Origin of the sequence: Collinsella sp. AM15-2 (genome assembly GCF_003471985.1) — a bacterium.
Lineage (GTDB): Bacteria > Actinomycetota > Coriobacteriia > Coriobacteriales > Coriobacteriaceae > Collinsella.
In genome coordinates this window covers 1-23320 of sequence record NZ_QRKO01000023.1, presented here as the reverse complement: position 1 = coordinate 23320, position 23320 = coordinate 1, and the positions used below count along the sequence as shown (strand labels likewise).

General features: G+C 59.5%; 15 protein-coding genes and 1 tRNA gene. 8 read left to right on the top strand and 8 right to left on the bottom strand.

Going from position 1 to position 23320, the window contains the following annotated elements; all coding sequences use genetic code 11:
* Positions 1-420 precede the first annotated feature (420 nt).
* The 4 genes from DW171_RS08855 to DW171_RS08840 all read right to left on the bottom strand — a co-directional run bounded on the left by DW171_RS08855 (position 421) and on the right by DW171_RS08840 (position 5170).
* Positions 421-495 (bottom strand) — tRNA-Gln (locus DW171_RS08855).
* Between the two features lie 38 nt (positions 496-533).
* Positions 534-1439: a peptidoglycan-binding protein gene (locus DW171_RS08850; protein WP_199586928.1), complete on the bottom strand. Its 906-nt coding sequence runs from the start codon at positions 1437-1439 to the stop codon at positions 534-536.
* Between the two features lie 139 nt (positions 1440-1578).
* On the bottom strand, positions 1579-2592 hold the full coding sequence (locus DW171_RS08845) for a polyprenyl synthetase family protein (protein ID WP_118270981.1): 1014 nt from the start codon (positions 2590-2592) through the stop codon (positions 1579-1581).
* A 127-nt stretch (positions 2593-2719) separates the two neighbouring features.
* Complete coding sequence (locus tag DW171_RS08840) at positions 2720-5170, bottom strand: PTS transporter subunit EIIC (RefSeq protein WP_117855758.1); 2451 nt, start codon at positions 5168-5170, stop codon at positions 2720-2722.
* Between the two features lie 227 nt (positions 5171-5397).
* On the opposite strand from DW171_RS08840, the gene DW171_RS08835 reads away from it, so the two are divergent.
* From DW171_RS08835 to DW171_RS08815, 5 genes are all read left to right on the top strand, one after another.
* Positions 5398-6117, top strand: coding sequence for a GntR family transcriptional regulator (locus DW171_RS08835; protein WP_055252172.1), 720 nt, complete (start codon positions 5398-5400; stop codon positions 6115-6117).
* A gap of 306 nt (positions 6118-6423) precedes the next feature.
* On the top strand, positions 6424-7740 hold the full coding sequence (locus DW171_RS08830) for an ABC transporter substrate-binding protein (RefSeq protein ID WP_055252173.1): 1317 nt from the start codon (positions 6424-6426) through the stop codon (positions 7738-7740).
* Between the two features lie 87 nt (positions 7741-7827).
* Complete coding sequence (locus DW171_RS08825; protein ID WP_099432301.1) at positions 7828-8682, top strand: carbohydrate ABC transporter permease; 855 nt, start codon at positions 7828-7830, stop codon at positions 8680-8682.
* Positions 8682-9521 carry a carbohydrate ABC transporter permease gene (locus DW171_RS08820; RefSeq protein WP_118270979.1) on the top strand — a complete coding sequence of 280 codons (840 nt, stop codon included), beginning with the start codon at positions 8682-8684 and terminating at the stop codon, positions 9519-9521. The genes DW171_RS08825 and DW171_RS08820 overlap by 1 nt, the downstream gene beginning before the upstream one ends.
* Before the next feature lie 68 nt (positions 9522-9589).
* Positions 9590-10789: an ABC transporter ATP-binding protein gene (locus DW171_RS08815; protein ID WP_118256844.1), complete on the top strand. Its 1200-nt coding sequence runs from the start codon at positions 9590-9592 to the stop codon at positions 10787-10789.
* Positions 10790-11245: 456 nt separating this feature from the next.
* Here the strand turns inward: DW171_RS08815 and glgP are convergent, their stop codons facing one another.
* The 3 genes from glgP to galE form a co-directional block, all read right to left on the bottom strand.
* Positions 11246-13513 carry a glycogen/starch/alpha-glucan family phosphorylase gene (gene glgP / locus DW171_RS08810; protein WP_117798298.1) on the bottom strand — a complete coding sequence of 756 codons (2268 nt, stop codon included), beginning with the start codon at positions 13511-13513 and terminating at the stop codon, positions 11246-11248.
* A 128-nt stretch (positions 13514-13641) separates the two neighbouring features.
* Entirely contained in the window at positions 13642-15159 is a 1518-nt protein-coding gene (gene malQ / locus DW171_RS08805) for a 4-alpha-glucanotransferase (protein ID WP_233539145.1), read from the bottom strand.
* A gap of 208 nt (positions 15160-15367) precedes the next feature.
* The gene (galE, locus tag DW171_RS08800) at positions 15368-16429 is read right to left on the bottom strand and encodes a UDP-glucose 4-epimerase GalE (protein ID WP_006235870.1); all 1062 of its coding nucleotides are present in this window, start codon (positions 16427-16429) and stop codon (positions 15368-15370) included.
* Positions 16430-16694: 265 nt separating this feature from the next.
* Between galE and DW171_RS08795 the strand changes: the two genes are divergently transcribed.
* Positions 16695-17900: a CHAP domain-containing protein gene (locus tag DW171_RS08795; protein ID WP_117790814.1), complete on the top strand. Its 1206-nt coding sequence runs from the start codon at positions 16695-16697 to the stop codon at positions 17898-17900.
* Positions 17901-18122: 222 nt separating this feature from the next.
* On the opposite strand, the gene murB is transcribed toward DW171_RS08795, so the two are convergent.
* The gene (gene murB / locus DW171_RS08790; protein ID WP_118270977.1) at positions 18123-19085 is read right to left on the bottom strand and encodes a UDP-N-acetylmuramate dehydrogenase; all 963 of its coding nucleotides are present in this window, start codon (positions 19083-19085) and stop codon (positions 18123-18125) included.
* Positions 19086-19268: 183 nt separating this feature from the next.
* Here murB and DW171_RS08785 point away from each other — a divergent pair, with 183 nt between their 5' ends.
* Together DW171_RS08785 and DW171_RS08780 are read left to right on the top strand one after the other, a co-directional pair.
* On the top strand, positions 19269-20297 hold the full coding sequence (locus tag DW171_RS08785) for a LacI family DNA-binding transcriptional regulator (protein WP_089573627.1): 1029 nt from the start codon (positions 19269-19271) through the stop codon (positions 20295-20297).
* Between the two features lie 204 nt (positions 20298-20501).
* Positions 20502-23030 carry a phosphoketolase gene (locus tag DW171_RS08780; protein ID WP_118270976.1) on the top strand — a complete coding sequence of 843 codons (2529 nt, stop codon included), beginning with the start codon at positions 20502-20504 and terminating at the stop codon, positions 23028-23030.
* Positions 23031-23320 lie beyond the last annotated feature (290 nt).

Below are 23320 nucleotides of genomic sequence, written 5' to 3'. Positions count from 1 at the left end.
ATATTTGCCGTTTTTTGGCCACAGTCCTTCGGAGGGTCCTCGAAAATAGTCCCGAGCCGGCACTTGGGGACGTTCCTATAATGCCGGCACTTAGGAGCGTCCCCAAGTGCCGACACCGCGTCTGCCTGCGGCGGCCGCGCCCCGCTGCATCGCTCCGCACCCTTGCGGGTTCGAATCCCTCCGCTTGGCGGCGTTGGCTCGATTTGCTTGACGTGAGGGGCTCTTGGCTGGTGTGGGACGGAGGGATTCCGCGTCCGCCTGGTCGGCGGCCGCGCCCCGCTGCGTCGCTTCGCTCCTTGCGTGCTGCGCTGGAAAACGCTTCGCGTTTCCTCAGCTCCGCACCCTTGCGGGTTCGAATTCCTCCGCTTGCCCACAAGAAAGCGCCCTGGGCCGTTATGGGCTTAGGGCGCTCAGTTTTAATGGCTGGGACGGAGGGATTCGAACCCCCAACAGCCGGCACCAAAAACCGGAGTTCTACCGTTGAACTACGTCCCAATGTGTGGTGTTGCCCAAAAGCAACTCGTCTAGTTTACCTAATCTGCGAGGGCATCGCAAACGCCGTCGAGTAGGCGTACGGCGAGCGTCTGCGCGTCGCTGGCCGTGAAGGTGCCGTTGTAGCGCGTCATGCCCGTGAGCTCAATGCGAATGCGAGCCGGCTTCTGCTGCGCGGCGACATTGGCGGTGCGGATGCGCTGGGCCAGGCTGTGGCACTCGGCGAGGGCAATCGTGGCGCGTGGCGCGGCGTCGGCGGGCAGCTCGTCGCTTGCGATCTCGAGCACCAGGTCAACGTCGGTTGGGACCTCGGAGTCGCAGAGCATCATGCCGCTGTTGTCGGTCGTTGCCGTGGCGATGTTCCACATGCGCGAAGCAACGCTGCGTGCGATGGGGTCCTCACCGATAACGGCGATCTGGAAGCGCTCGAGCACGTTGGCGGCGCGAGCAAAACCGATGCGGGACTCGGCTTCGGTGACCGAGGGCTTGCCCTCCCACACATGGTGCAGGCGGTTGATGTAGGCGTAGGTGTCCTGGAAGGCCATGCCGTCGGCAAACAGGCCGACATTTTCCTGGAACTGCTGCAGGGCGGCCTCGGTATGCGGACCAAAGTAGCCGTCGTCTTCGCCACAGGCAAAGCCCAAAACGTTGAGAGCGCGCTGCAGGGCCTGCACATCGGCGCCATGGAAATTGGGCATGCGCAGATACAGGGTGCGGTCGCCCAGCTTATACGAGGCGTCGACCAGGGCGCTCCAACAGGGGATATCGACGGCATGACCGGCAGCAAGGCCGCTGTCGAGCCTGAAGGTGCTGACGGCCTGCTCGGTGGTGGTGCCAAAGCGCTTGTCGACAACCTCGGCGTCATCGATGGTGTAACCGAGCTGCAGAAGGCGGGACTGAACATCCTCGACGGCTGCTCCCTGCATGCCCGTGGTAATAGGTTCCATGAACGAACCCCTTTCGGCGTACGATTCGTACTATTTTGAGCGCGTGTCGGATAGACAACGCGAGACAATGCATAAACATGCACTCAATAGTGTAGCAACTTGTACCCAAACTCGCTGCCCACAGGTTTTATGACCCCCGCTAGTTAAGACGCTCCACAAAGAAATCTGCCATTGAGAGGAAGAGCTCGCGCGCATGCGGGTCAAGCTCAACGTTCTCGATGGCAGCCTTGGCTTTTGCGGTCAGGTCCAGCGCGTAGGCGTGAGCATATTCGATGGAGCCGGTCTGCTGGAAGATCTCCACGGCGCGTGCGAGCTGCTCAGGGTCCTCGGTGCCCGAGGAAAGGATTGCCTCGACCTCGTCGTGATGGCGCTCATCAGACAGGGCGTGCACGGCAACGAGCGTGCGTTTACCCTCGGTGATGTCGGTGCGGAAGTCCTTGTTGGCGGCCTCTTTGGTGCCGACCAAGTTGAGCAGGTCGTCCTGAATCTGAAAGGCAAGGCCGGTGTGCAGGCCAAAGGCGCGTAGCGCCTCGACCTGCTCTTCGCTGCCGCCGCCGATAATGGCTCCGGCGGCAAGCGGCGTGGCTCCGCTGTAATACGCGGTCTTGTGCGTCGCCATGTCCAGGTAGTCATCAACCGAGATATCAAAGCGCTCGTCACGGACCCAACCCAGGTCAAGCGCTTGACCCTCGATGGTGCGGACGATCATCTCGGTAAGCTCGTGGAGCACACGCAGCTTCACGTCGGACTCGAGCGTGGGATCGTCGAGAACCGTCTTGGTGACCATGGTGAGCGCCAGGTCGCCACAATTGATGGCAAGGCCCGTGCCCTCGGTAAGGTGCATGCAGGGCTTGCCTCGACGAAGCTGTCCGTTGTCGGCGATGTCGTCGTGAATCAGCGCGCCTGACTGGAAATGCTCGATAGCTGCCGCGGCGCTGCGGGCGCTCTCAAAGCTACCGCCCACTGCGGTTGCGGCGAGCATGCAGATAAGCGGGCGGTGGCGCTTGCCGGCGTTGGCCGTAAAAGCCGAGAGCGGCGCGTACAGGTAGCGCTCGATATCGGCGGAAGTCGCCTGTCCGTCAAAGAACGTGGCCAGATAGTCGTTAATCTGGTCAAAGTGCTGGGCTAAAAAGCTGGTAAACGGACTGGACACGGGTTCTCGCATTCTTTGATAGGTTGCATCGTTGCATTATGCAGACAACATATTGCCACATTAGGGCGTCGAGCGCGGCGGTTGAAGACGATTGGTCCATGCGGCCGCAAGTGCGGTAGGGGCTTGGCTAGATAAGCCCAAAGTGTTCGAGCGCGGTGACGACGCCGTCGTGGTCGATGCTGTCGGTGACATAGTCGGCCTTTTCCTTGAGGAAGTCCGGCGCATTGCCCATGGCGATACCGACATCGACGGCGTTCATCAGCGAGATGTCATTGCTGGCATCACCGATGCCATACACCGTTCCATGGTTGGGGTCGAGAGCGTCGAGTACGGACTGGATACCCTCGCGCTTGGTACATTCGCGAGGCGAAATCTCGGTCACTTCGAGCTCGAGCTCGTTAAAGCAGAGCAGCGGCTCAAACGTTTGATCCTGAGCGATGCGGTTGGCAAGCGACGTGGACATTAAGATCTTGTAGGCGCTGTAATGTTGCAGCTGCGTAATTGCATCGCCCACGGTGCGGGCATATCCGGGGGCGTCGGGCGCATCGGCACCCATGCGAACGACGCCATTGAGTCCCTCAAAACGAATCACTTCGTCCGATTGCTCAAGAATGGGAGCAAGACGCTGCAGCATACCGGGCGTCATCGCCAAATCGCGAATCACGTGTCCCTCAAGTTCGACATAGCCACCCGCGAGGCAGACGATGCCGGTCCAGGGCAGCTCGAGCAGCTTTGGATGGATGCAGCTCAGCGTGCGCCCTGTGCAGATAAACGCCATATTGCCCTTGGCGACAAAATCACGGATGGCTTGCGAGACCGCTTCATTGGGATAGGGGGAGAGGTCTCGCTCGCTCTCGGGAAGTTCTTGTGCCACTCGAGGGTCTTGCCAGGCGAGTGTTCCGTCGATATCGAAGAAGCAGATATCGCCGCGCTTATGGGCTGCGCTGGCGGCAGGGGAGGCCGAGGTGGTGGGCACAAATCCCGGCTCGAGGCCCATGATCTGGTCAAAATGCTCTTTAACGCGGGGAACGGAGATGCCAATAATCACCTGGGCGGTCTTGCCCGTAATGATGAGGCCCTTGGCGCCCACCGCGACAAACGACGCATTATCTGCAACGATGGAAGGGTCTGCGACCTCGACGCGCAGGCGCGTGGCGCAGTTGGTTGCGCCCACGATATTGCCAACGCCACCTAAAAGCTGAATTACCCGCTCGGCGAGGACGTGATCTTGATCGGATTGAATACCGACCTCGCCATTGGGAGATTGCTCTTTGGCAAAGCCGCTTCCCGTTAAACGATCGATTGCCGCGCGATTGGAGACATGATCCTCGCGGCCCGGCGTCTTAAGGTCATAGACCAAGATGAGTGCTCGAAAACTAACAAAAAAGATGAGGCTAAAGGCAAGACCGATACCGAGCGCCAAAAGGTAGGAGCCGGCATGCATTCGCATGAGTGGGATGAAGTTGAAGGCCGTCATTTCCATGAGACCGCCCGAGAAGATGCCGACGATGCCAAAGAAGTTCATGGTCATGGCAAGGCAGGAGGACAGGACGGCGTAGAGCAAAAAGAGTCCGGGATAGGTGAACATAAAGAGAAACTCGAGCGGCTCGGTGACGCCGCAGACCACCGAGGCGACGATGGCGGGCAAAAGGATGACCTTAAGGCCGGCGCGGCGTTCGGGTTTGGCGGTGAAATAGAATGCTGCCGCGATGGCGGGAAGGCCAAAGAGCTTGCCCCAGCCGGTGGCGGTAAAACCCGCCCAGGGCGCAAGTTCATTTAAAGGGCGCGTGCTATGGGAGAGAATGGGGAGCAGGTTGGTCCACGTGGCGTAAATACCGTCGTGAATGACCAGATTGTCGTAATAGATGGGCATATAGAGCAGATGGTGCAGCCCCATGGGCTCGAGCGCTCGCTCCAAAAACACAAAGATGCCCACGCCGAAGGGGCCGACGCCCGCAAGTGCGTGGCGCAGCGTTTCGGTCACAGCGTATGCGAAGGGCACGATGGCGGCCGAGATGGCGGCAAGGGCAAACACGGCAAAAAAGCTGATGAGGTAGACCAGCGAGGAACCCGAGAAGGTGCCGAGCCAATCGGGAACCTTGGCATCGTAGAAGCGGTCATGGATGGCGACGACGGTTGCCGACACCGCCAGCGGGCCGATAATGCCGGTGTCGAGCGTCTTGATGCCGTCGATGACGGTGATGCCGCTGGCGGGGGTTAAAGACGACGGGTACTTAAGTCCAAGGTTGTCGCCGCTCAGCTTAATGATCTCGCTCAAAAAGAAACAGTAGGCAAAATAGGCTACGAGCGCCTCGAGGCAGCAGCGTGCCGGTTGCTTTTGGGCAAGACCGATAGGCAGCGCTACGGCAAAAAGGAGCGGGAGACGTTTAAAGACCGTCCACGAGCCGCGCTGGATGATGGTCCAGAAAACGTACCAAGGGGTTCCGTATACGGCGAGATCGCCGACGATGTCTACGGTCGTGGCGAGGGCGGAGATGCCGACCATGAGGCCTGATATAGAAAACAGCATGGCGGGCGCGAACATTGCCCCGCCAAAGCGTTGGATTTTTTGCAGCATATTCTGCCTCTCGACCATAAGCCCGCCGTGTCTGCGGTGGAACGTTTAAACAATGAGTTAATTGTAGGGGAGTGAGCGTTCGCCGCATTGTTGGTTTTGATTCGAATCGATTGGAGCATCACGGGCGCCGTTGACAGTTAATAATCGGTGCTTTGCCGATAGACGGTTTAAACAACCCAAAGAAATGCTATCGTGCCTAGCCATACATATTCATTAGAGGTGAAATCATGCCAAAAGCGATTTACGAAGGAATCTACCGCGAGATCCGTTCGCGCATCATCAACGGGACCTATGCGTTTCAGGAGATGCTGCCAACCGAAGCCGAGCTGACCGCGGAGTTTGGCTGCACGCGCAATACCGTTCGACGTGCCTTGAGCATGCTGGCCGACCAGATGTTTGTGCAGCCTATACACGGTAAGGGCGTGCGCGTTATTTGGCTTAAGGGCGAAACCGACATGCTGGGCGCACTCGAAGAGGTTGAGTCGTTTGGCGAGTTCGCAAAACGCAACAATGCCGTCGCATCGACCGAGGTCAAGTCTTTTGAACATTTGATTTGCACTGAGCAACTCTCTCGTCGCCTGGGCTTTAAGGTGGGCGAGGAGCTGATTCGCGTAGTGCGTGTCCGAAGCCTCAACGGCAGCGCGCGCCAAGTGGACCATGGCTACTTTTTGGCGTCGATCGCCAAGGGCCTGACCCCCGAGATCGCGGCGGATTCTATCTACGGCTATCTGGAGCACAAGCGCGGCGTCAAAGTGATGGCGAGCCGTCGTACGGTGAGTGTCGAGCTCGCCAACGATGAGGACTGCAGCTACTTGGACCTTGGCAAGTACAACTGCGTCGCCGTTATGGAGAGCCAGTCGTACACCTCGGACGGCATCTTGTTCGAGGTCACGCATGCCCGCACGCATCCCGAGATCTTCCACTACCGCGTCAACTCCAAGCGATAGCCGGCTAGCTCGCAGCCTGACGAGACTCATGCCCTCAAAGCGAAAACGCCCGGTCAAACCGACGATGCATCGGCTTGATCGGGCGTTTTCTCTGCATTCGATAATAAATAATTGTTTATACAAAACTTGTCAAGTATCAAGTTGAAATTACCGTTCACCGAAGTTTTTCTACCGCTCTAGTAATACTTGTTCAAACAACTAGCCAAATAGCGTATTGTACAAGTCAGCAAAAGGGGCAAAGTCCCCGAGCCAATCTCCGAAGGCGGCGGCAAAGGGTGCCGCCACGGTGTGAAAGGGTGGATTGTAATGAAGAACGAAATGAGCAGAAGGCAGTTCCTGGGCTTTGCTGGTTCCGCGGCTGCGGTTCTTGGTCTGGGCCTCGTGGGCTGCGGTGGTTCTGCCGGCTCCGGCTCCTCTGCTTCTGGTGACGCTGCCGAGGTCTACTTCCTCCAGTTCAAGCCCGAGGTCGACAAGGAGTGGAAGGAGATCGCCAAGGCGTACAAGAAGGAGAAGGGCGTCGAGGTCAAGATCGTGACCGCCGCCTCCAACACCTACGAGGAGAAGCTCAAGTCCGAGATGTCCAAGAGCTCCGCTCCGACGCTGTTCCAGGTCAACGGCCCCACCGGCCTTAAGAACTGGAAGGACTACTGCGCCGATCTTTCCGACACCAAGCTCCGCGGCGAGCTCATCGACGACTCCCTGGCGCTGCAGTCCGACGGCAAGGATCTGGGTATCGACTGGGTTCAGGAGAGCTACGGCATCATCTACAACAAGGAGCTCCTCGAGAAGGCCGGCTACAAGGCCGAGGACATCAACTCCTTCGACAAGCTGAAGGCTTGCGCCGATGACATCCAGGCCCGCAAGGACGAGCTCGGCGTTGACGGTGCCTTCACTTCCGCCGGCATGGATGACTCCTCCAGCTGGCGCTACACCACCCACCTCGCCAACCTCCCGCTCTACTACGAGTTCGAGAAGGAGCACAACCAGGAGGACGACGAGATCAAGGGCGAGTATCTCGACAACTTTAAGCAGATCTTCGACCTGTACATCACCGACTCCACCTGCGATCCTTCGCAGCTCGCCTCCAAGACCGGTGACGACGCCACCAACGAGTTCGCAACCGGCAAGGCCGTCTTCTACCAGAACGGCTCTTGGGCCTACGCCGACCTCACCAAGGCCGGTATGACCGACGACCAGCTCGGCATGCTGCCGATCTACATCGGCGTCGACGGCGAGGAGAACCAGGGCCTGTGCTCCGGCGGCGAGAACTACTGGTGCGTCAGCTCCCAGGCATCCGAGGATGCCCAGAAGGCCACCGAGGACTTCATGTATTGGTGCGTCACTTCTGACACCGCCACCAGCATCATCGCTGACAAGATGGGTCTGACCGCCCCGTTCAAGAGCGCTAAGGAGACCACCAACGTCTTCTCGCAGCAGGCCGTTGCCATGGCCAAGGACGGCAAGAAGACCGTTGCTTGGGACTTCGTCTACATCCCCTCTGAGGAGTGGAAGAAGAACCTCAAGCAGGCTCTCATCGCTTATGCTGCCGACAACACCAAGTGGGACGGCGTCAAGAACGCCTTCGTCGATGGCTGGAAGACCGAGAAGGCTGCTTCCGAGTAAGCAGTTGCTGCCCAAGCTATCTGATTAGCGACAGGGGGCGGGCAGACGTTGGTTTGCCCGCCCCCTGCATATTGAAAGGACCCTTCTATGGGCAAAGCACTCAAACGCTGGTGGCCGCTCTTTATGCTGCCCACGTGCCTGGCGTTTATGATCGGGTTCGTGATTCCCTTTATCCAGGGTTTCTATCTCTCGTTCTGCCAGTTTATTACCATCAATAACGCGCACTTTGTCGGTATCGAGAACTACGTGCGCGCACTGACCGACCCGCAGTTCTCCACGTCGTTCTTCTTTACCGTGGCGTTTGCCTTCCTGTCAACGGTGCTCATCAACGTGATCGCGCTGGCTATTGCGCAGGCGCTCACTCGCAAGGCGCTCAAGGGCACCAACATCTTCCGTACGATTTTCTTTATGCCTAACCTGATTGGCGGCATTGTACTGGGCTACATTTGGCAGATTCTGATCAACTGCCTGCTCTCCAACGTGGGTGCCCAGCTTATCGCCCTCAACTCCGCCGCTGGCTTCTGGGGCCTTATCATCCTGACCCTGTGGCAGCAGGTCGGCTACATGATGATCATCTACATCGCTGGTCTGCAGTCCATTCCGTCCGACTACATCGAGGCCGCCAAGGTCGACGGCGCCACGGCATGGCAGACGTTTTGGAAGGTTAAGATCCCTAACCTGATGCCGACGATCACCATCTGCCTGTTCCTGTCCATCACCAACGGCTTTAAGCTGTTCGACCAGAACCTCGCCCTTACCGGTGGCGCCCCGGCGCACTCCACCGAGATGCTCGCCCTGAACATCTACAACACGTTCTATTCGCGTGCTGGCATCGCATGGCAGGGCATCGGTCAGGCCAAGGCAGTTATCTTCTGCATCCTGGTTGTCGCTATTTCTATGATCCAGCTTAAGGCTACGAGGTCCAAGGAGGTGCAGCAGTAATGAAACGCGATAAGGCTATCAACCGCGCGCTCTCGATTTTCTTTACGATCCTGTCGCTCGCGTGGATCTACCCCGTGTTCATGATTGCGCTCAATTCCTTTAAGAAGGGGACCGCAATCAGCACCACCACGGCGTTCGATCTGCTCACGCCCGAGACGTTCAACGGCTTTGCAAACTACGTGCATGCCTTAAACGAGCAGGGTTTTGCCTCGGCGTTTATGTATTCGCTCATCATCACGGTCACGTCGGTCGTGCTGATCTTGGTGTGCTGCTCCATGTGCGCTTGGTACGTGGTTCGCGTCAACAGCAAGATCTCGAACTTCTTCTATTACCTGTTCGTGTTCTCGATGGTCGTACCCTTCCAGATGCTCATGTTCACGCTGTCCAATTTGGCGGACCGCATCGGCTTCAACACGCCGTTCAACATCTGCTTTATCTACCTCGGCTTTGGCGCGGGCCTGGCGGTCTTTATGTTCGCCGGCTTTGTCAAGAACATCCCGCTCGAGATCGAAGAGGCGGCCATGATCGACGGCTGCAACCCGGTCCAGGTGTTCTTTAAGATCGTCCTTCCCATCATGAAGCCCACCTATCTTTCGGTTGGCATCCTCGAGACCATGTGGGTCTGGAACGACTATCTGCTGCCCTACCTTACGCTCGACTCCACCAAGTACAAGACCATTCCTATCTTGATCCAGTACTTCCGCGGCGGCTACGGCCACGTCGAGCTCGGCCCCATGATGGCATGCATCATGATGGTCGTCATCCCCATCGTCATCATGTACATCTTCTGCCAGAAGTACATCATTGACGGCGTTGTGGCAGGTGCCGTCAAGGGCTGATGCCATAACTGTTTTGCAAGTTTTGGCGGCGCCCCTCAGCGCGGCGCCGCGTATCGAAAGGTAAAGACATGGCCGAGATCGTTCTCAAACATGTTCAGAAGGTGTATCCCAACAACGAGTCAAAAAAGAAGGGCTTCTTTGGCAAAAAGAAGAAGACCGAGGAGAAGAAGCACAACCTTAAGGTTACCGAGGACGGTGTGCTTGCTGTAGAGGACTTCAACCTCACCGTTCACGACCAGGAGTTCATCGTCCTCGTTGGCCCCTCTGGCTGCGGTAAGTCCACGACGATGCGCATGATCGCTGGCCTGGAGGACATCACCTCGGGCGATGTGCTCATCGATGGCAAGCGCGTCAACGACGTCGCTCCCAAGGACCGCGACATCGCCATGGTGTTCCAGAGCTATGCTCTGTATCCCAATATGACGGTGTACGAGAACATGGCGTTTACGCTCGAGCTCAAGAAGGTCCCCAAGGACGAGATCGACCGTAAGGTTCGCTCCGCTGCCGAGATCCTGGGTATTACCGAGTACCTCGACCGTAAGCCCAAGGCGCTTTCGGGCGGCCAGCGCCAGCGCGTCGCCATCGGCCGCGCCATCGTGCGTGACCCCAAGGTCTTCCTGATGGACGAGCCGCTGTCCAACCTGGATGCCAAGCTTCGTAACCAGATGCGTGCCGAGCTCATTAAGCTGCGTCACGAGATCAAGGGCACGTTCATTTATGTTACTCACGACCAGACAGAGGCTATGACCCTCGGCGATCGCATCGTGGTCATGAAGGACGGCGTCGTCCAGCAGATCGCCACCCCGCAGGAGGTCTTCAACCATCCCGCGAACATCTTCGTCGCCGGCTTTATCGGCGTGCCGCAGATGAACTTCTTCGATGCCCAGCTGGTGCGCTCGGGCAACGGCTTTACCGTCAAGACCGACGACATGAATGTCGCGCTGGCCCCCGAGACCTGCGCTCAGCTTGCTCTCAACTGGGACGGCGGCGACGTGAAGGAGATCACGGCCGGCGTGCGCCCCGAGCAGATCCTGCTTGCCGACAAGGGCGAGGAGGGTGCGCTCCAGGGCACCGTCGAGGTGACCGAGCTCATGGGTTCGACCGAGCATGTCCACGTGACTGCTCCCGATGGCCAGTTCGTCCTGATCATTCCCGTTGTCGACCTTGAGGCCAAGGGTGCGCTCAAGGCGGGCGACCCCATCTGGTTCAAGTTCGAGAAGAACGCGACTCATCTCTTCGATAAGGTGTCTGGCAAGAACCTTATCTAGGCCCGGTGCATCCAGGCCCTCCCTTTGGGCGACTGCGGCTTTGCCATCCTTTTGCCGTGGTCACATATAAGGCTCCCCTCCCGTCCACTGGGCGAGAGGGGAGCCTTTCTTTGTGTTGGGGCTGTCTGTAGGTCTGTTTGTCTCGATCTGTAACAGGTAGGGCCGATTTCGGACGTTAGATGTTACAGATCGAGACGGTTCCGCTGTGCCAACCATTTCATCTAAATCTGTAACACCAAAGGCGAATTACACCTGCTAGATGTTACAGATTGAGATAAACCCAAGGGGAGGGGCCGGTATGTCTCAATCTGTAACGGCTGGGACCGTTTTGGTTGAGTAATTGCTACGGATCGAGATTGTTTGGCCGAGTCGGATCACAGGGTAACGTGCGGGCACAAAAAACGGAGCCGTGTTGCCACGACTCCGTTTCTCAAGAGGATGGGTAAGGGGAATGAGCTAGCTCAGGTGCCAGATCTCGTCGTTGTACTGGGAGATCGTACGGTCGGACGAGAAGGTGCCGGCGTTGGCGATATTGATGAGCGCCTTGCGCATCCAAGCGTCCTGGTCCTCGTAGTCGGCCAGCACGCGCTCCTTGGTCTGGATGTACTCCTCAATGTCGAGCAGGGCCATAAACCAGTCCTTGCCCTTAATGTCGTCGTGCAGGCGCTGCAGGCGCTCGGCGTTGCCGGTTGCCATAAAGGCCGGGTTGGTGATGAAGTCCACCAGCAGTTTAATTCCGGGCTTGCGGTAGAGCGCACCGGCGTTGTAGGTGCCGTCGGCGTAGAGCTGCTCGACCAGTTTGGACGAGGCACCAAAGGTATAGATGTTCTCGTCGCCCACGAGCTCGGCAATCTCCACGTTGGCACCGTCGAGCGTGCACAGGGTTAGGGCGCCGTTGAGCATGAACTTCATGTTGGAGGTGCCGCTCGCCTCCTTGGAGGCCAGGCTGATCTGCTCGGAGATGTCAGCGGCGGGAATCACGCGCTCGGCGGCGGTGACGTTGTAGTTCTCGATCATGACAACCTGCAGGTAAGGAGCCACGTCGGGGTCGTTTGCAATCCACTGCGACAGCGTCAGGATCAGATGGATGATGTCCTGCGCGATGGTGTAGGCAGGCGCCGCCTTGCCGCCAAAGATGATGGTGACGGGGTGCTTAGGTCTGTTGCCGTTCTTGATATCGAGGTACTTCCAGATGATGTAGAGCGCGAGCATCTGCTGGCGCTTGTACTCGTGGATGCGCTTGACCTGGACGTCGATGATGGCGTTGGAGGGAATGGTCACGCCCTGCTCGAGCGCCATGAACTGGCGCATGATGGCCTTGGCCTCGACCTTGGTGGCGGCCAGGCGCTCAAGAACATCCTTGTCGTCGGCGAACTTGGCGAGTTTGCTCAGATCGCCGGTGCTGCGCCAGTCGGTGCCGATTACATCGTCGAGCAGGCTGGCGAGCGCGGGGTTGGCCCCATGGATCCAGCGGCGGAAGGTGATGCCGTTGGTCTTGTTGGAGAACTTCTCGGGATAGATCTCGTAGAACGGATGAAGCTCGGTGTCCTCCAGGATCTTGGTGTGGAGGGCGGCTACGCCGTTGATGGAGAAGCCAAAGTGGATGTCCATGTGGGCCATGTGGACGGTGTCGTATTCGTCGATGATGGCGACGCGCGGGTCATCGTGCTCGGCCTTCGCGATCTCATCGAGCTTGACGATAATGTCGGCGATGGCAGGGGAGACCTTCTGCAGGCTGACGAGCGGCCACTTCTCGAGTGCCTCGGCAAGAATCGTGTGGTTAGTGTAGGCGACCATGGAGCGTACGATGGTCACGGCCTCGTCAAACTCGATGCCATGCTCGGTGGTGAGCAAGCGAATGAGCTCGGGGATGACCATGGTGGGGTGCGTGTCGTTAATTTGGACCACGGCGTAGTCGGCCAGATCGTGCAGGTTGCTGCCGCGCTCGATGGCCTCGTCGATCAGGAGCTGGGCGGCGTTGCTCACCATGAAGTATTCCTGGTAGATGCGAAGCAGGCGGCCCTGCTCGTCGGAATCGTCGGGGTAGAGGAACAAGGTGAGGTTCTTGGCGATCTCGGTCTTGTCGAAGTCGATGGAGCTGCCGGGGACCAGGCCGTCGTCGACGCTCGTCAGGTCGAACAAGCGCAGACGGTTCTTGGTGGGCTGGCCGTAACCGGGCACGTCGATGTTGACGAGCTTGGAGGTAACGGCAAAATCGCCGAACTCGACGGTGTAGGAGCGGTCGTCGTCGACTAGGATGTCCTGCTCACCGAGCCACTCGTCGGGGACGGCCTTCTGCTGGTTGTCGACAAAGCGTTGACGGAACAGGCCGTAGTGATAGTTGAGGCCCACGCCGTCTCCGGTCAAGCCCAGCGTGGCGATGGAATCCAGGAAGCACGCGGCCAGGCGGCCCAGGCCGCCGTTGCCGAGCGACGGCTCGACCTCGAACTCCTCGATCTTGTTGAGGTCGTGGCCTGCGGCGGTGAGCTGGTCCTTAACCTCGTCGTAGATGCCGAGGTCGATCATGTTGTTGATGAGCAGCTTGCCGATCAAAAATTCGGCGGAAATGTAATAGAGCTTTTTCTTGCCGTTGTTGAGCGGGCAGGCGGCAGAGCGCTCCTGCACGAGCTTGACCAGCAGTTTGTAAATGCGGCGGTCATCGAGTTGCTCGAGCGAAGTTCCAAAGGACTGCTCGGCAAGATCCGCGAGATTGATGCGGGGCATGTTTCCTCCTGTGGTGAGTTGACTACATGTCAGAAATTCAAAAGAATCCCGCGCGAGGGGATTGGGGTGGCCTCGCGCGGGAAAGCAAGCGCGTCCGCACGGTGGGGAGGGGTCGGGCGCGGTAGCTCCTATTGAGGAAGCTCGATTTCGGCTTCCGACGGGATGCGGAAGTAGGTCTCGGTCCAGTCGGTGAGTTTGTGCTCGAGCTCGCGGGTGATGGCGCCGTCGAGCATGCGCCAGGTCCAGTTGCCGCCCAGGGTGGCAGGGGTGTTGATGCGCGCCTCGTTGCCCAAGTTGAGCAGGTCCTGCATGGTGTAGATGCACGTGTCGCTCACGCTGGCTGCGATGGTTCGGTTGAGCGCGTCGGCGATGGGTTCGCCGGCCTGCTGATGGGTGTACAGGGCTGCCTGCTCGCGCTGACGCGGGGTGGCCGTTCCCTCAAACCAGCCGCGCGCCGTCTCGTTGTCGTGGGTGCCCACATAGGCGACGGTGTTGGCGATGTAGTTATGCGGCAGGTAGTACGAGTTGGTGCCCTCAAAGGCGAACTGCAGGATCTTCATGCCGGGGAAACCCGAGTTGTCGCGCATGTCGATGACACCGGGAGTGAGGAAACCCAGGTCCTCGGCGATGATGGGCAGCGTGCCGAGCTTTTCCTCGAGCGTCTTGAAGAACTTGAGGCCGGGACCCTGCGTCCACGAACCGTAGGACGAATCGGGCGAGGAGAACGGCACCTCCCAATAGGCCTCGAAGCCGCGGAAGTGATCCAGGCGGATGACGTCGTACATGTCGAGGGCGGCGCGAATGCGGCCCTCCCACCAGGAGAAGCCGTCGGACTCCATGGCGTCCCAGTCGTAGATGGGGTTGCCCCAGTACTGGCCGGTGGCCGAGAACTGGTCGGGCGGCGTGCCGGCGACGCTCACGGGATTGCCGGCGGCGTCGATCTTAAAGAGCTCGGGTGTCGCCCACATCTCGACGGAGTCACGCGAGACATAGATAGGCAGGTCGCCGATGATGAGAATGTCGCGCTCGTTGGCATAGGCCTTGAGGCGGCTCCACTGGCGATCGAAGAAGTACTGCGTCATCTGGTGGTAGAGCATACGCGCCGGATGGTCGGCGCAGACCTTGGCAGAAGCCTCACCGCGGGTGCGGAGCTCCGCGGGCCACTCCCAAAACGCCTTGAGACCGCACTCCTCTTTGACGGTCATGAACTCACAGTAGGGGATGAGCCAGTCCTCGTTGGCCTGGATAAAGTCATCGAAATCGGCCGGCTTGTCGGCAGCAAAGCGCTCGGCGGCGCGGTCGAGAATCTGACGGCGGCCGCCAAAGATAGCACCGTAGTCGACATTGCTGGGGTCGGATCCCAGATACACGCCATCGATATCGCGCTGCTCCAGATACCCTGCCTCGATAAGTTCGGCAAAGTCGATAAAGTTGGGGTTGCCTGCGCGGGCCGAGAACGACTGATAGGGCGAATCGCCATAGCTAGTCGTCGTAAGGGGCAGAATCTGCCAGTAATGTTGTTTGCACGAGGCGAGAAAATCGACGAAGTCGTAGGCATTCCAGCCAAAGCCGCCGATTCCGTATGGTCCGGGCAGAGATGAGACGGGCATGAGGACGCCGCTTGCACGCTCCATGAATGCGCTCACCAACCTTCTTGTTGTGGGGTCGGCCTGCCGATGGGTATGCAGTCCGCCTCCGATGTTCTGATTCGATACGCCTATTGTAAAACATGTTGTTTAAACATGTACAGGCAAGATAAAAAAGTTGGTCGATTTTCGGCGAATGGCTACATGCCATGAAAAAGCCCCGACCTCACAACGTGAGATCGGGGCAAGAACAGTATGTAGGTTTTTGCTACTCGGCGTCGGCGAAGCCGTTGGGGTTGTGGCTCTGCCAGTTCCAGCTATCGCGGCACATGTCCGCGATGTCGTACTGGGCCTTCCAGCCCATCATGCGCTCGGCCTTGGAGGCATCGCACCAGTTGGCAGCGATGTCGCCGGCGCGGCGCTCGCGGATCACGTAGGGCAGCTCCTTGCCACAAGCCTTGGAGAAGGCGGCGACGACCTCGAGTACCGAGGTGCCGGTGCCGGTGCCCAGGTTAAAGATCTCGACGCCGGTCTTGCCGTTCATCCAGTTAAGGGCGGCAACGTGACCAGAGGCCAGATCGCACACGTGGATGTAGTCGCGCACGCCGGTGCCGTCGGGGGTGGGGTAGTCGTTGCCAAAGACCTGAACGGCCTCGAGCTTGCCCACGGCGACCTGGGCGACATAGGGTACCAGGTTGTTGGGGATGCCCTTGGGGTCCTCGCCGATCAGGCCCGACGGATGAGCGCCGATGGGGTTGAAGTAACGGAGCAGCACGACGTCCCACTCGGGGTCGGCGGTGTGGACGTCCATAAGGATCTGCTCGATCATCCACTTGGTCCAACCATAGGGGTTGGTCGCGGGCTTCTTAGGATCCTCCTCGGTGACGGGCGGGTTGTCCGGGTCGCCGTAGACGGTCGAGGAGCTCGAGAAGATGATGGACTTGCAGCCATGGTTGCGCATGACGTCGATGAGCACCAGGGTGTTCTCGATGTTGTTGTGGTAGTACTCGACGGGCTTGCTCACCGACTCGCCGACGGCCTTAAAGCCGGCAAAGTGGATGACGCGGTCGATCTGATGGGTATCGAAGATCTTGTTCATCGCATCGCGGTCGAGCACGTTGGCCTCGTAGAAGGTGAGGTTCTTGGCGGCCTCGTCGCCCACGATGGTCTTGACGCGGTCGACGGCGACGGCGCTGGAGTTGGAGAGATCATCGACGATGACGACCTGGTAGCCACCCTCGAGCAGCTGAACGACGGTGTGCGAGCCGATAAAGCCGGCGCCACCGGTAACGAGGACGCAGGTGTCTTTGGGGTCGAGCGCTTTGGACATGTAGTCTCCTATCGAATCAGGAACACTTCTAGAGGGGAGTATAGCGCAGGCGGGGACGCCCAAATCGTGCGCTGAGGAAAAGCAGAGGATTATGTTAACGTACTCATAGAAGAGCTTGCTCAATTGTTACCTCAAATTTAACAATTGCTTACGAGCCGCCGACCTTGCAGTTTCCTGCCGTTCGTGGAAATCGTTGGGACGCGTCATATGTACGCTAATATGTATGAGTTGAGCGACATATAAATAAGCATGTAACGGAGTACATATGTCACCAAACAGCGATTCCATCCTTTCCCAGGAGCTCTCGCGCCGCACTGCCCTCAAGGCCCTGTTCGGCGCCGCTTCTGCGGCAGTTCTTTTTGGCCTGCCCACTCGCGCCCATGCGGCGGAGGCTTCCAAAGAAACCACCGATAAACTGAATGCCGCCCAGGCCCAGCTCGACGAGGTTCAGGCCCAGCTCGACAGCATCGCAAATGAGTATGCGGCGCTGGCCAACAAGAATGCCCAGACCCTCAACGACATCGAGAATGTCCAGGGCAAGATTGACGACACGCAGGCCCAGATCGATGAAAAGAAGGCCGAGCTCAAGAAGAAGCGCAACGACCTTTCCGATCGCGTGGCCGCCAGCTACAAGTCCGGCGGCACGAACATCCTGTCGCTGCTGCTGGCCTCTGGCTCGTTTGAGGAACTCGTCGCCAACGCGCATTACGTTGAGAAGATCAACAAGAGCGACCGCGATGCCATCGAGGATATCCAGACGATTCAGGCTGAGCTCGACGCGCAGAAGACCGAGCTCGAATCACAAAAGGCCGACCTGGAGAAACTCAAGGACCAGCAGACGGCTCAGATGCAGGATATGCAGGCCAAGCAGCAAGAAGTCCAGACCGTGCTGAACGGTCTTTCCGACGACGTCAAGGAACTCATGGCTCAGCGCGATTCCGAGATCCTCGCTGCCGCCCAGGCTGAGGAGGCCGCTAGGAAGGCGGCTGCGGCAGCCGCGGCCTCTGCGAACACGGGCTCTTCTTCGGGTGGCTCGAGCTCGGGTGGCGGCTCGTATGCCGGCGGCACCCCGCAACAGACGGGCGGTTCGGGCAAGCAGCAGGCCGTCGTCAATGCGTGCTACTCGACGCCTTCTCCCGGCCAGGGCTGGTGCGCTGCCTGGGTTACCAACGTCTTCCGCAATGCCGGCGTGGGCTATTTTGGCGGCAACGCGTGTGACATGTTCAACGCCTGGTGCTATAGCTCCGACCGCTCGGCGCTGCAGGTGGGCATGATCGTGGCCGATTCCTCGCACAGCGGCACGGGTGCTCCGGGCCTTATCTACGGTCATGTGGGTATCTACGTTGGCGGCGGCATCGTTATGAGCAACGAGGGTGCCATTACGTCGAAGTCGCTTGATTCGTTTATTAGCTTCTATGGTACTGGCTCTGGCGTGCGTTGGGGCTGGCTTGGCGGTATTGCGCTGTCGTAAAGCCGACTGGGCCGCGTGCCCGCCCGCAATATATTTGATTGCCTGCTCGGGCAGTCCTGCGCAAGACGAAGGCCACATTAAGTGGCCTTCTTTGCGTGCGGAACTCGCGATCAATCAAATATATTGCGGGCGGGCACGCGGCCCTCTCGGGTTCGGGGCGCTACGCACCGGATTGGTTGTCTGAATAAAAGAAAGTGAAGGCCCCTTTCGGGGCCTTCTTTGTTAAAGGAATTCGCCTACTCGGTGGACTTCGGGTTCTAGGTCTACGTCGAATTGGTCTTTGACGGTTGTTTGGATGTGGCGGATGAGTTCGTCGACATCGGCGGCGGTGGCGTGGTCGGCGTTGACGATGAAGCCGCAGTGCTTTTCGCTCACCTGCGCGCCGCCGATGGCGTGTCCTCGCAGGCCGGCGTCCATGATGAGCTTGCCGGCAAAGTAGCCCTCGGGGCGCTTGAAGGTGGAGCCGGCGCTCGGCATGTCGAGCGGCTGCTTGTCCTCGCGGCGCTGGCGGTAGTCATCCATGTCGGCCTTGATCATCGCGGCGTTGCCCGGGGCGAGATTGAAAGTGGCCGAAAGCACGATGAAACCGTCGTCGGCAATGCGGCTCTTGCGATAGCCCAGGTTGAGCTCATCGACATCGAACTCGATAATGCTGCCGCTACCGCGGGTACCGTCGTCAAGCATGCGGGCGGGCTTGTAGACGCGCACGGACTCCAGTACATCGGCCATGCAGGCACCGTAGGCACCGGCGTTCATGTAGCAGGCGCCGCCGACCGATCCGGGAATGCCCGAGATGGGCTCCATGCCGGTGAGACCGGCCTCGGCTGCCGCCGCGGCGACATCGGAAAGCAAGGCGCCGGCTGCCGCCGTGACGTGCGTGCCGTCGACCGTAATGTCGGAGAGGCCCTCGCCCAGCGCTACGACGACGCCGCGGATGCCCTTGTCGCCGACGAGCAAGTCGGAGCCGTTGCCCACGATGGTGAGTGGCAGGTCGCAGCGATAGCAGGTATCGAGCGTGGCGACGAGGCCCTGCTCGGTATCGGGCATGACAAAGACGTCGGCCGGGCCGCCGATCTTAAACGTGGTGTGCTCGCGCATGGGCTCGCTCATCAGCACGTTGTCCTCGCCGGCAACGCCAGCGAGCGCGCACAGCAGGTCCTCGTTAAAAAAGTCGTTCTCGTGCATACGAATATCCGCCTTTTGGTGGTCGTTGTCATCAATCGATTGCAATATACCCCACCCGGACGGATTTGGTGCGCTGGCGGCGATAAAACAGCCGTCCACCGGATTGGTAAAGTGTTTATCACCGAGGTAGAGGGGTAGTCGCTATACTTTCAAGAGATTGCGCGTAAACCCGGAAGGAGCGAGATGGCCAACAAAGTCACCCTCAAGCAGATCGCCCAGGAGGTGGGGCTTTCCCCCTCGTCGGTCTCGCTTGTTCTCAATAATCGGCCCTGTCGCATCTCGGAAGAAAACCGCAAACTCATCAAAGAGGTCGCGGCGCGCAACCACTATGTTCCCAACCAGATTGCGCGCAGCCTGGTCATGCGCGAGTCGCGCACGCTGGGCCTTATCGTCCCTAACATCGAGAGCCGCTTTTTTGCCTCGCTCGCCGGTAGCCTGGAAAAGCGCTGCCGCGAGGACGGCTATGCGCTCTTCATTACCAGCTCGGGCGGAAGCGCCGATGACGATCTGGAGCTGCTGCGCCAGCTGGTGACGCGCGGCGTTGATGGCGTCTTCCTGGTGGTGGGTGACGAGTTCTCCGATGACCGCGCCCTGCGCGAAGAAGTCAGCCACCTGCCCATCCCGGCCGTAATGGTCGACCGTGCCATTGAGGGGCTCGAGTGCGACAAGGTGATGTTCGACCACGAGATGGGCGGCTATATGGCTACCCGCTATCTGATCGAGCAAGGCCACCGCCGTATTGCCTGCCTGGTTAATGCCCGCCGTTCCAATACGGGTCGCAAGCGACTTGCCGGCTATGAGCGCGCGCTGCGCGAGGTTGGCCTGCCGATCGACGCGCGTTTGGAGTTTGAGAGCGAGTACTACATTCCGAGCGCATACGAGGCCTCGGAGGCGGTGCTCGCAACTGACGCCACTGCCGTGTTCGCAAGCTCGGATAACATTGCCCTCGGTTTGCTCAAGCGCTTGCACGAGATGGGGAAGAGCATCCCGGGCGATATCTCGGTGGTGAGCTATGACAACTCGGCGGCCGACGTTCTCTTTGAGCCGGCGCTGACCGCGATTGAGCAGGACCCTGGTGTCCTTGCGGAGCATGCTTTTGGCTGCATGTCCAAGCGTCTTGCCGGTAGGGGCGGCAGGCGTGCCGAAGAGGTCGTTCTGGAGCCGGAGCTTATCGTTAAGGACAGCGTGCTCGAACTTACTAAACACAACTAAACACGTTTACCAATTTGCAGAGACCGAATGTGGAGCACCTGTGACAATCAACGCCGCAGGTGAATGTCGCGTTTTGCTAATCGATGGGATTGATAAGAGTGATAAAACGTTTTTTCACCATGATAAAACGTTTTAGCAAATATACTAGTCCCAACGAAAGGTTGCCGTATCGGAGGGCGACCGCACAGCGAAGGGACATAAACAATGGCTAAAACACTGGGGACGCCGTGGCAAAAGCTGGGCCACGAGGTGCCGGCTTCCGAGCTCGAGGGCGTCGACCTGTATTGGCGCGCATCGAACTATCTGTCCGTCGGTCAGATCTACCTTCGCTCTAACCCGCTAATGCGCCCCGACTTTGTCGACGAGAAGACCGGCGAGACGCGCGACTTCGGTCGTCCGGACGTTAAGCACCGCCTGGTTGGCCACTGGGGTACCACGCCCGGCATCAACTTCCTGTTCGGTCACGTCAATCGTCTCATTGCCGACCACAACCAGAATGCTATCTTCTTGATGGGTCCTGGTCACGGTGGCCCCGCCGGGACTGCTCAGTCGTTGCTCGACGGCACCTACCGCGAGATCCGCCCCGACATCACCAATGACGAGGCCGGCCTGCAGAAGTTCTTCCGCCAGTTCTCCTATCCCGGCGGCATCCCGAGCCACTTTGCGCCCGAGACGCCCGGTTCCATCCACGAGGGCGGCGAGCTCGGCTACACGCTCAGCCACGCCTACGGCGCCGTCATGGACAACCCGAGCCTGCTGGCCGTGGCCGTGGTGGGCGACGGTGAGTCCGAGACCGGTCCGCTTGCCACCTCTTGGCAGTCCAACAAGCTCGTGAACCCGGCAACCGACGGTATCGTCCTGCCGATCCTGCACCTCAACGGCTACAAGATCGCCAACCCCACCATCCTCGCTCGCGTGTCCGACGAGGAGCTCACCAAGTTCTTTGAGGGCATGGGCTACAAGCCGCACTTCTTTGTCGCCGGCTTTGACGACGAGAGCCACGCAAGCATCCACGAGCGCTTCGCTGCCCTGTTTGAGCAGGTCTTTGATGAGATTTGCGACATCAAGGCCACCGCGCAGGCCCAGGCCGCCGCAGGCGAGACCGTGGCCCGCCCTGCCTACCCCATGATTGTGTTCCGTACTCCCAAGGGTTGGACCTGCCCCAAGCACATCGACGGCAAGAAGACCGAGGACTCCTGGCGCGCCCATCAGGTGCCGTTGGCGAGTGCCAAGGACACCCATGAGCACTTCCGCGTATTGCGCGAGTGGCTGCGCTCCTATAAGCCCGAGGAGCTCTTTACGCCCGAGGGCCAGGTGCGCCCCGAGGTGACGGCCTTTATGCCGACCGGCGAGCTGCGTATCGGCGCCAATCCCAACGCGAACGGCGGCAAGGTGCGCCGCGAGCTCGAGCTCCCCGATATTCACGCCCACGAGATTCCCGTTGCCGAGAAGGGCCATGGCTGGGGCTCCACCGAGGCCGCCCGCGTCTTTGGCGAGTACACTGCCGACGTTCTGGCTAAGAACATGGAGGACTTCCGCATCTTTGGCCCCGACGAGACCGCGTCCAACCGCCTGCAGGCAGCCTACAAGGTGACCAAGAAGCAGTGGGATGCCGGCTTCTACGAGGACGATGCCAACGACGAGCTGCTGGCAGGCTCCGGTAAGGTCGTCGAGCAGCTGTCCGAGCACCAGTGCGAAGGCTTCCTCGAGGCTTACGTGCTCACCGGACGCTCCGGCGTGTGGAGCTCCTACGAGAGCTTTGTCCACGTGGTCGATTCCATGGTCAACCAACACTGCAAGTGGCTCGAGGCCACCAAGCGCGAGATTCCGTGGCGTGCCCCCATCAGCGGCCTCAACATTTTGCTGTCGAGCCATGTCTGGCGTCAGGACCACAACGGCTTCTCGCACCAGGACCCCGGCTTTATCGACCTGCTGCTCAACAAGGCCAACGACACGCATATCGTGAATGCTTATTATCCGGCCGACGCCAACATGGCCCTCGCTGTGGCCGAGCGCGTCTACCAGTCGACTGACTGCGTCAACGCCATCTTCTGCGGCAAGCAGCCCGCCCCGACCTTCCAGACGGTCGACGAGGCAAAGGCCGAGCTCGCCGAGGGCGTCGCGACTTGGAAGTGGGCATCGACCGCTGGTTCACTCGCCGAGGCCGACGTCGTGGTTGCGACCTGCGGTGACGTGCCGACGCTCGAGGCCCTGGCTGCAACCGACATGCTGCGCGAGCTAGGCATTAAGGCGTGGTTCGTTAACGTGGTCGATCTGCTCAAGATTCAGAACGTCTGCGAGAACGACCAGGCCATCAGCGATGAGCGCTGGGCTGAGCTGTTCGGTTGCGGCGAGAAGCCCGTGCTCTTCGCATTCCACGCCTATGCCGGCACGATTCGCCGCCTGATCTGGAACCGCCCCGGCCACGACGCCTTCCGCGTTCACGGCTACGAGGAGAAGGGCTCCACGACCACGCCGTTCGACATGCTGCGCCTGAACAACATGGACCGCTGGGCCCTGGCCGCCGACGTGCTGCGCATGGTCGACGCCGATAAGTTTGCCGAGCAGATTGATGAGTGGGAGGCCTTCCGCACCGAGGCCTTTGAGTTCGCGTGCAACGAGGGCTTCGATCACCCGGCCTTCACTGACTGGGTCTGGCCCGACGCTGCGGCTGCAACTGCCGCCGACGGCACGCTCTCCGCAACGCAAATGACCGCAGGCGACAACGAGTAGGTAGGCATCTGGGACGGTCTCGCGCTGGGGCCTTGCCCGGCGGGGTGGCTTTGTCTGGGGAAGTGGGCTTCGCGAACTTCCCCAGACAAAGTCTCCCCGCCCGGAGGCGGCCCTCTCGATCGTTTCGATATGCGGGGGCTGATAATTTTTAAAGTAATGGGGACTTTGCTGACGCTACCTTGGATACTGTGCATATAACTATGGTCAGCCAGTGATATATCGCCGGGGCCGGGGCGCCTGTCTTGTTTTGAGAAGTTCGCGAAGCCCACTTCTCAAAACAAGACAGGCGC

What these genes read in the sequence shown, in the direction of transcription:
- DW171_RS08850 (WP_199586928.1), bottom strand. Translation starts at nt 1,439, where the DNA reads ATGGAACCTATTACCACGGGCATGCAGGGAGCAGCCGTCGAGGATGTT.
- DW171_RS08840 (WP_117855758.1), bottom strand. Translation starts at nt 5,170, where the DNA reads ATGCTGCAAAAAATCCAACGCTTTGGCGGGGCAATGTTCGCGCCCGCC.
- DW171_RS08835 (WP_055252172.1), top strand. Translation starts at nt 5,398, where the DNA reads ATGCCAAAAGCGATTTACGAAGGAATCTACCGCGAGATCCGTTCGCGC.
- DW171_RS08830 (WP_055252173.1), top strand. Translation starts at nt 6,424, where the DNA reads ATGAAGAACGAAATGAGCAGAAGGCAGTTCCTGGGCTTTGCTGGTTCC.
- DW171_RS08825 (WP_099432301.1), top strand. Translation starts at nt 7,828, where the DNA reads ATGGGCAAAGCACTCAAACGCTGGTGGCCGCTCTTTATGCTGCCCACG.
- DW171_RS08820 (WP_118270979.1), top strand. Translation starts at nt 8,682, where the DNA reads ATGAAACGCGATAAGGCTATCAACCGCGCGCTCTCGATTTTCTTTACG.
- DW171_RS08815 (WP_118256844.1), top strand. Translation starts at nt 9,590, where the DNA reads ATGGCCGAGATCGTTCTCAAACATGTTCAGAAGGTGTATCCCAACAAC.
- glgP (WP_117798298.1), bottom strand. Translation starts at nt 13,513, where the DNA reads ATGCCCCGCATCAATCTCGCGGATCTTGCCGAGCAGTCCTTTGGAACT.
- galE (WP_006235870.1), bottom strand. Translation starts at nt 16,429, where the DNA reads ATGTCCAAAGCGCTCGACCCCAAAGACACCTGCGTCCTCGTTACCGGT.
- DW171_RS08795 (WP_117790814.1), top strand. Translation starts at nt 16,695, where the DNA reads ATGTCACCAAACAGCGATTCCATCCTTTCCCAGGAGCTCTCGCGCCGC.
- murB (WP_118270977.1), bottom strand. Translation starts at nt 19,085, where the DNA reads ATGCACGAGAACGACTTTTTTAACGAGGACCTGCTGTGCGCGCTCGCT.
- DW171_RS08785 (WP_089573627.1), top strand. Translation starts at nt 19,269, where the DNA reads ATGGCCAACAAAGTCACCCTCAAGCAGATCGCCCAGGAGGTGGGGCTT.
- DW171_RS08780 (WP_118270976.1), top strand. Translation starts at nt 20,502, where the DNA reads ATGGCTAAAACACTGGGGACGCCGTGGCAAAAGCTGGGCCACGAGGTG.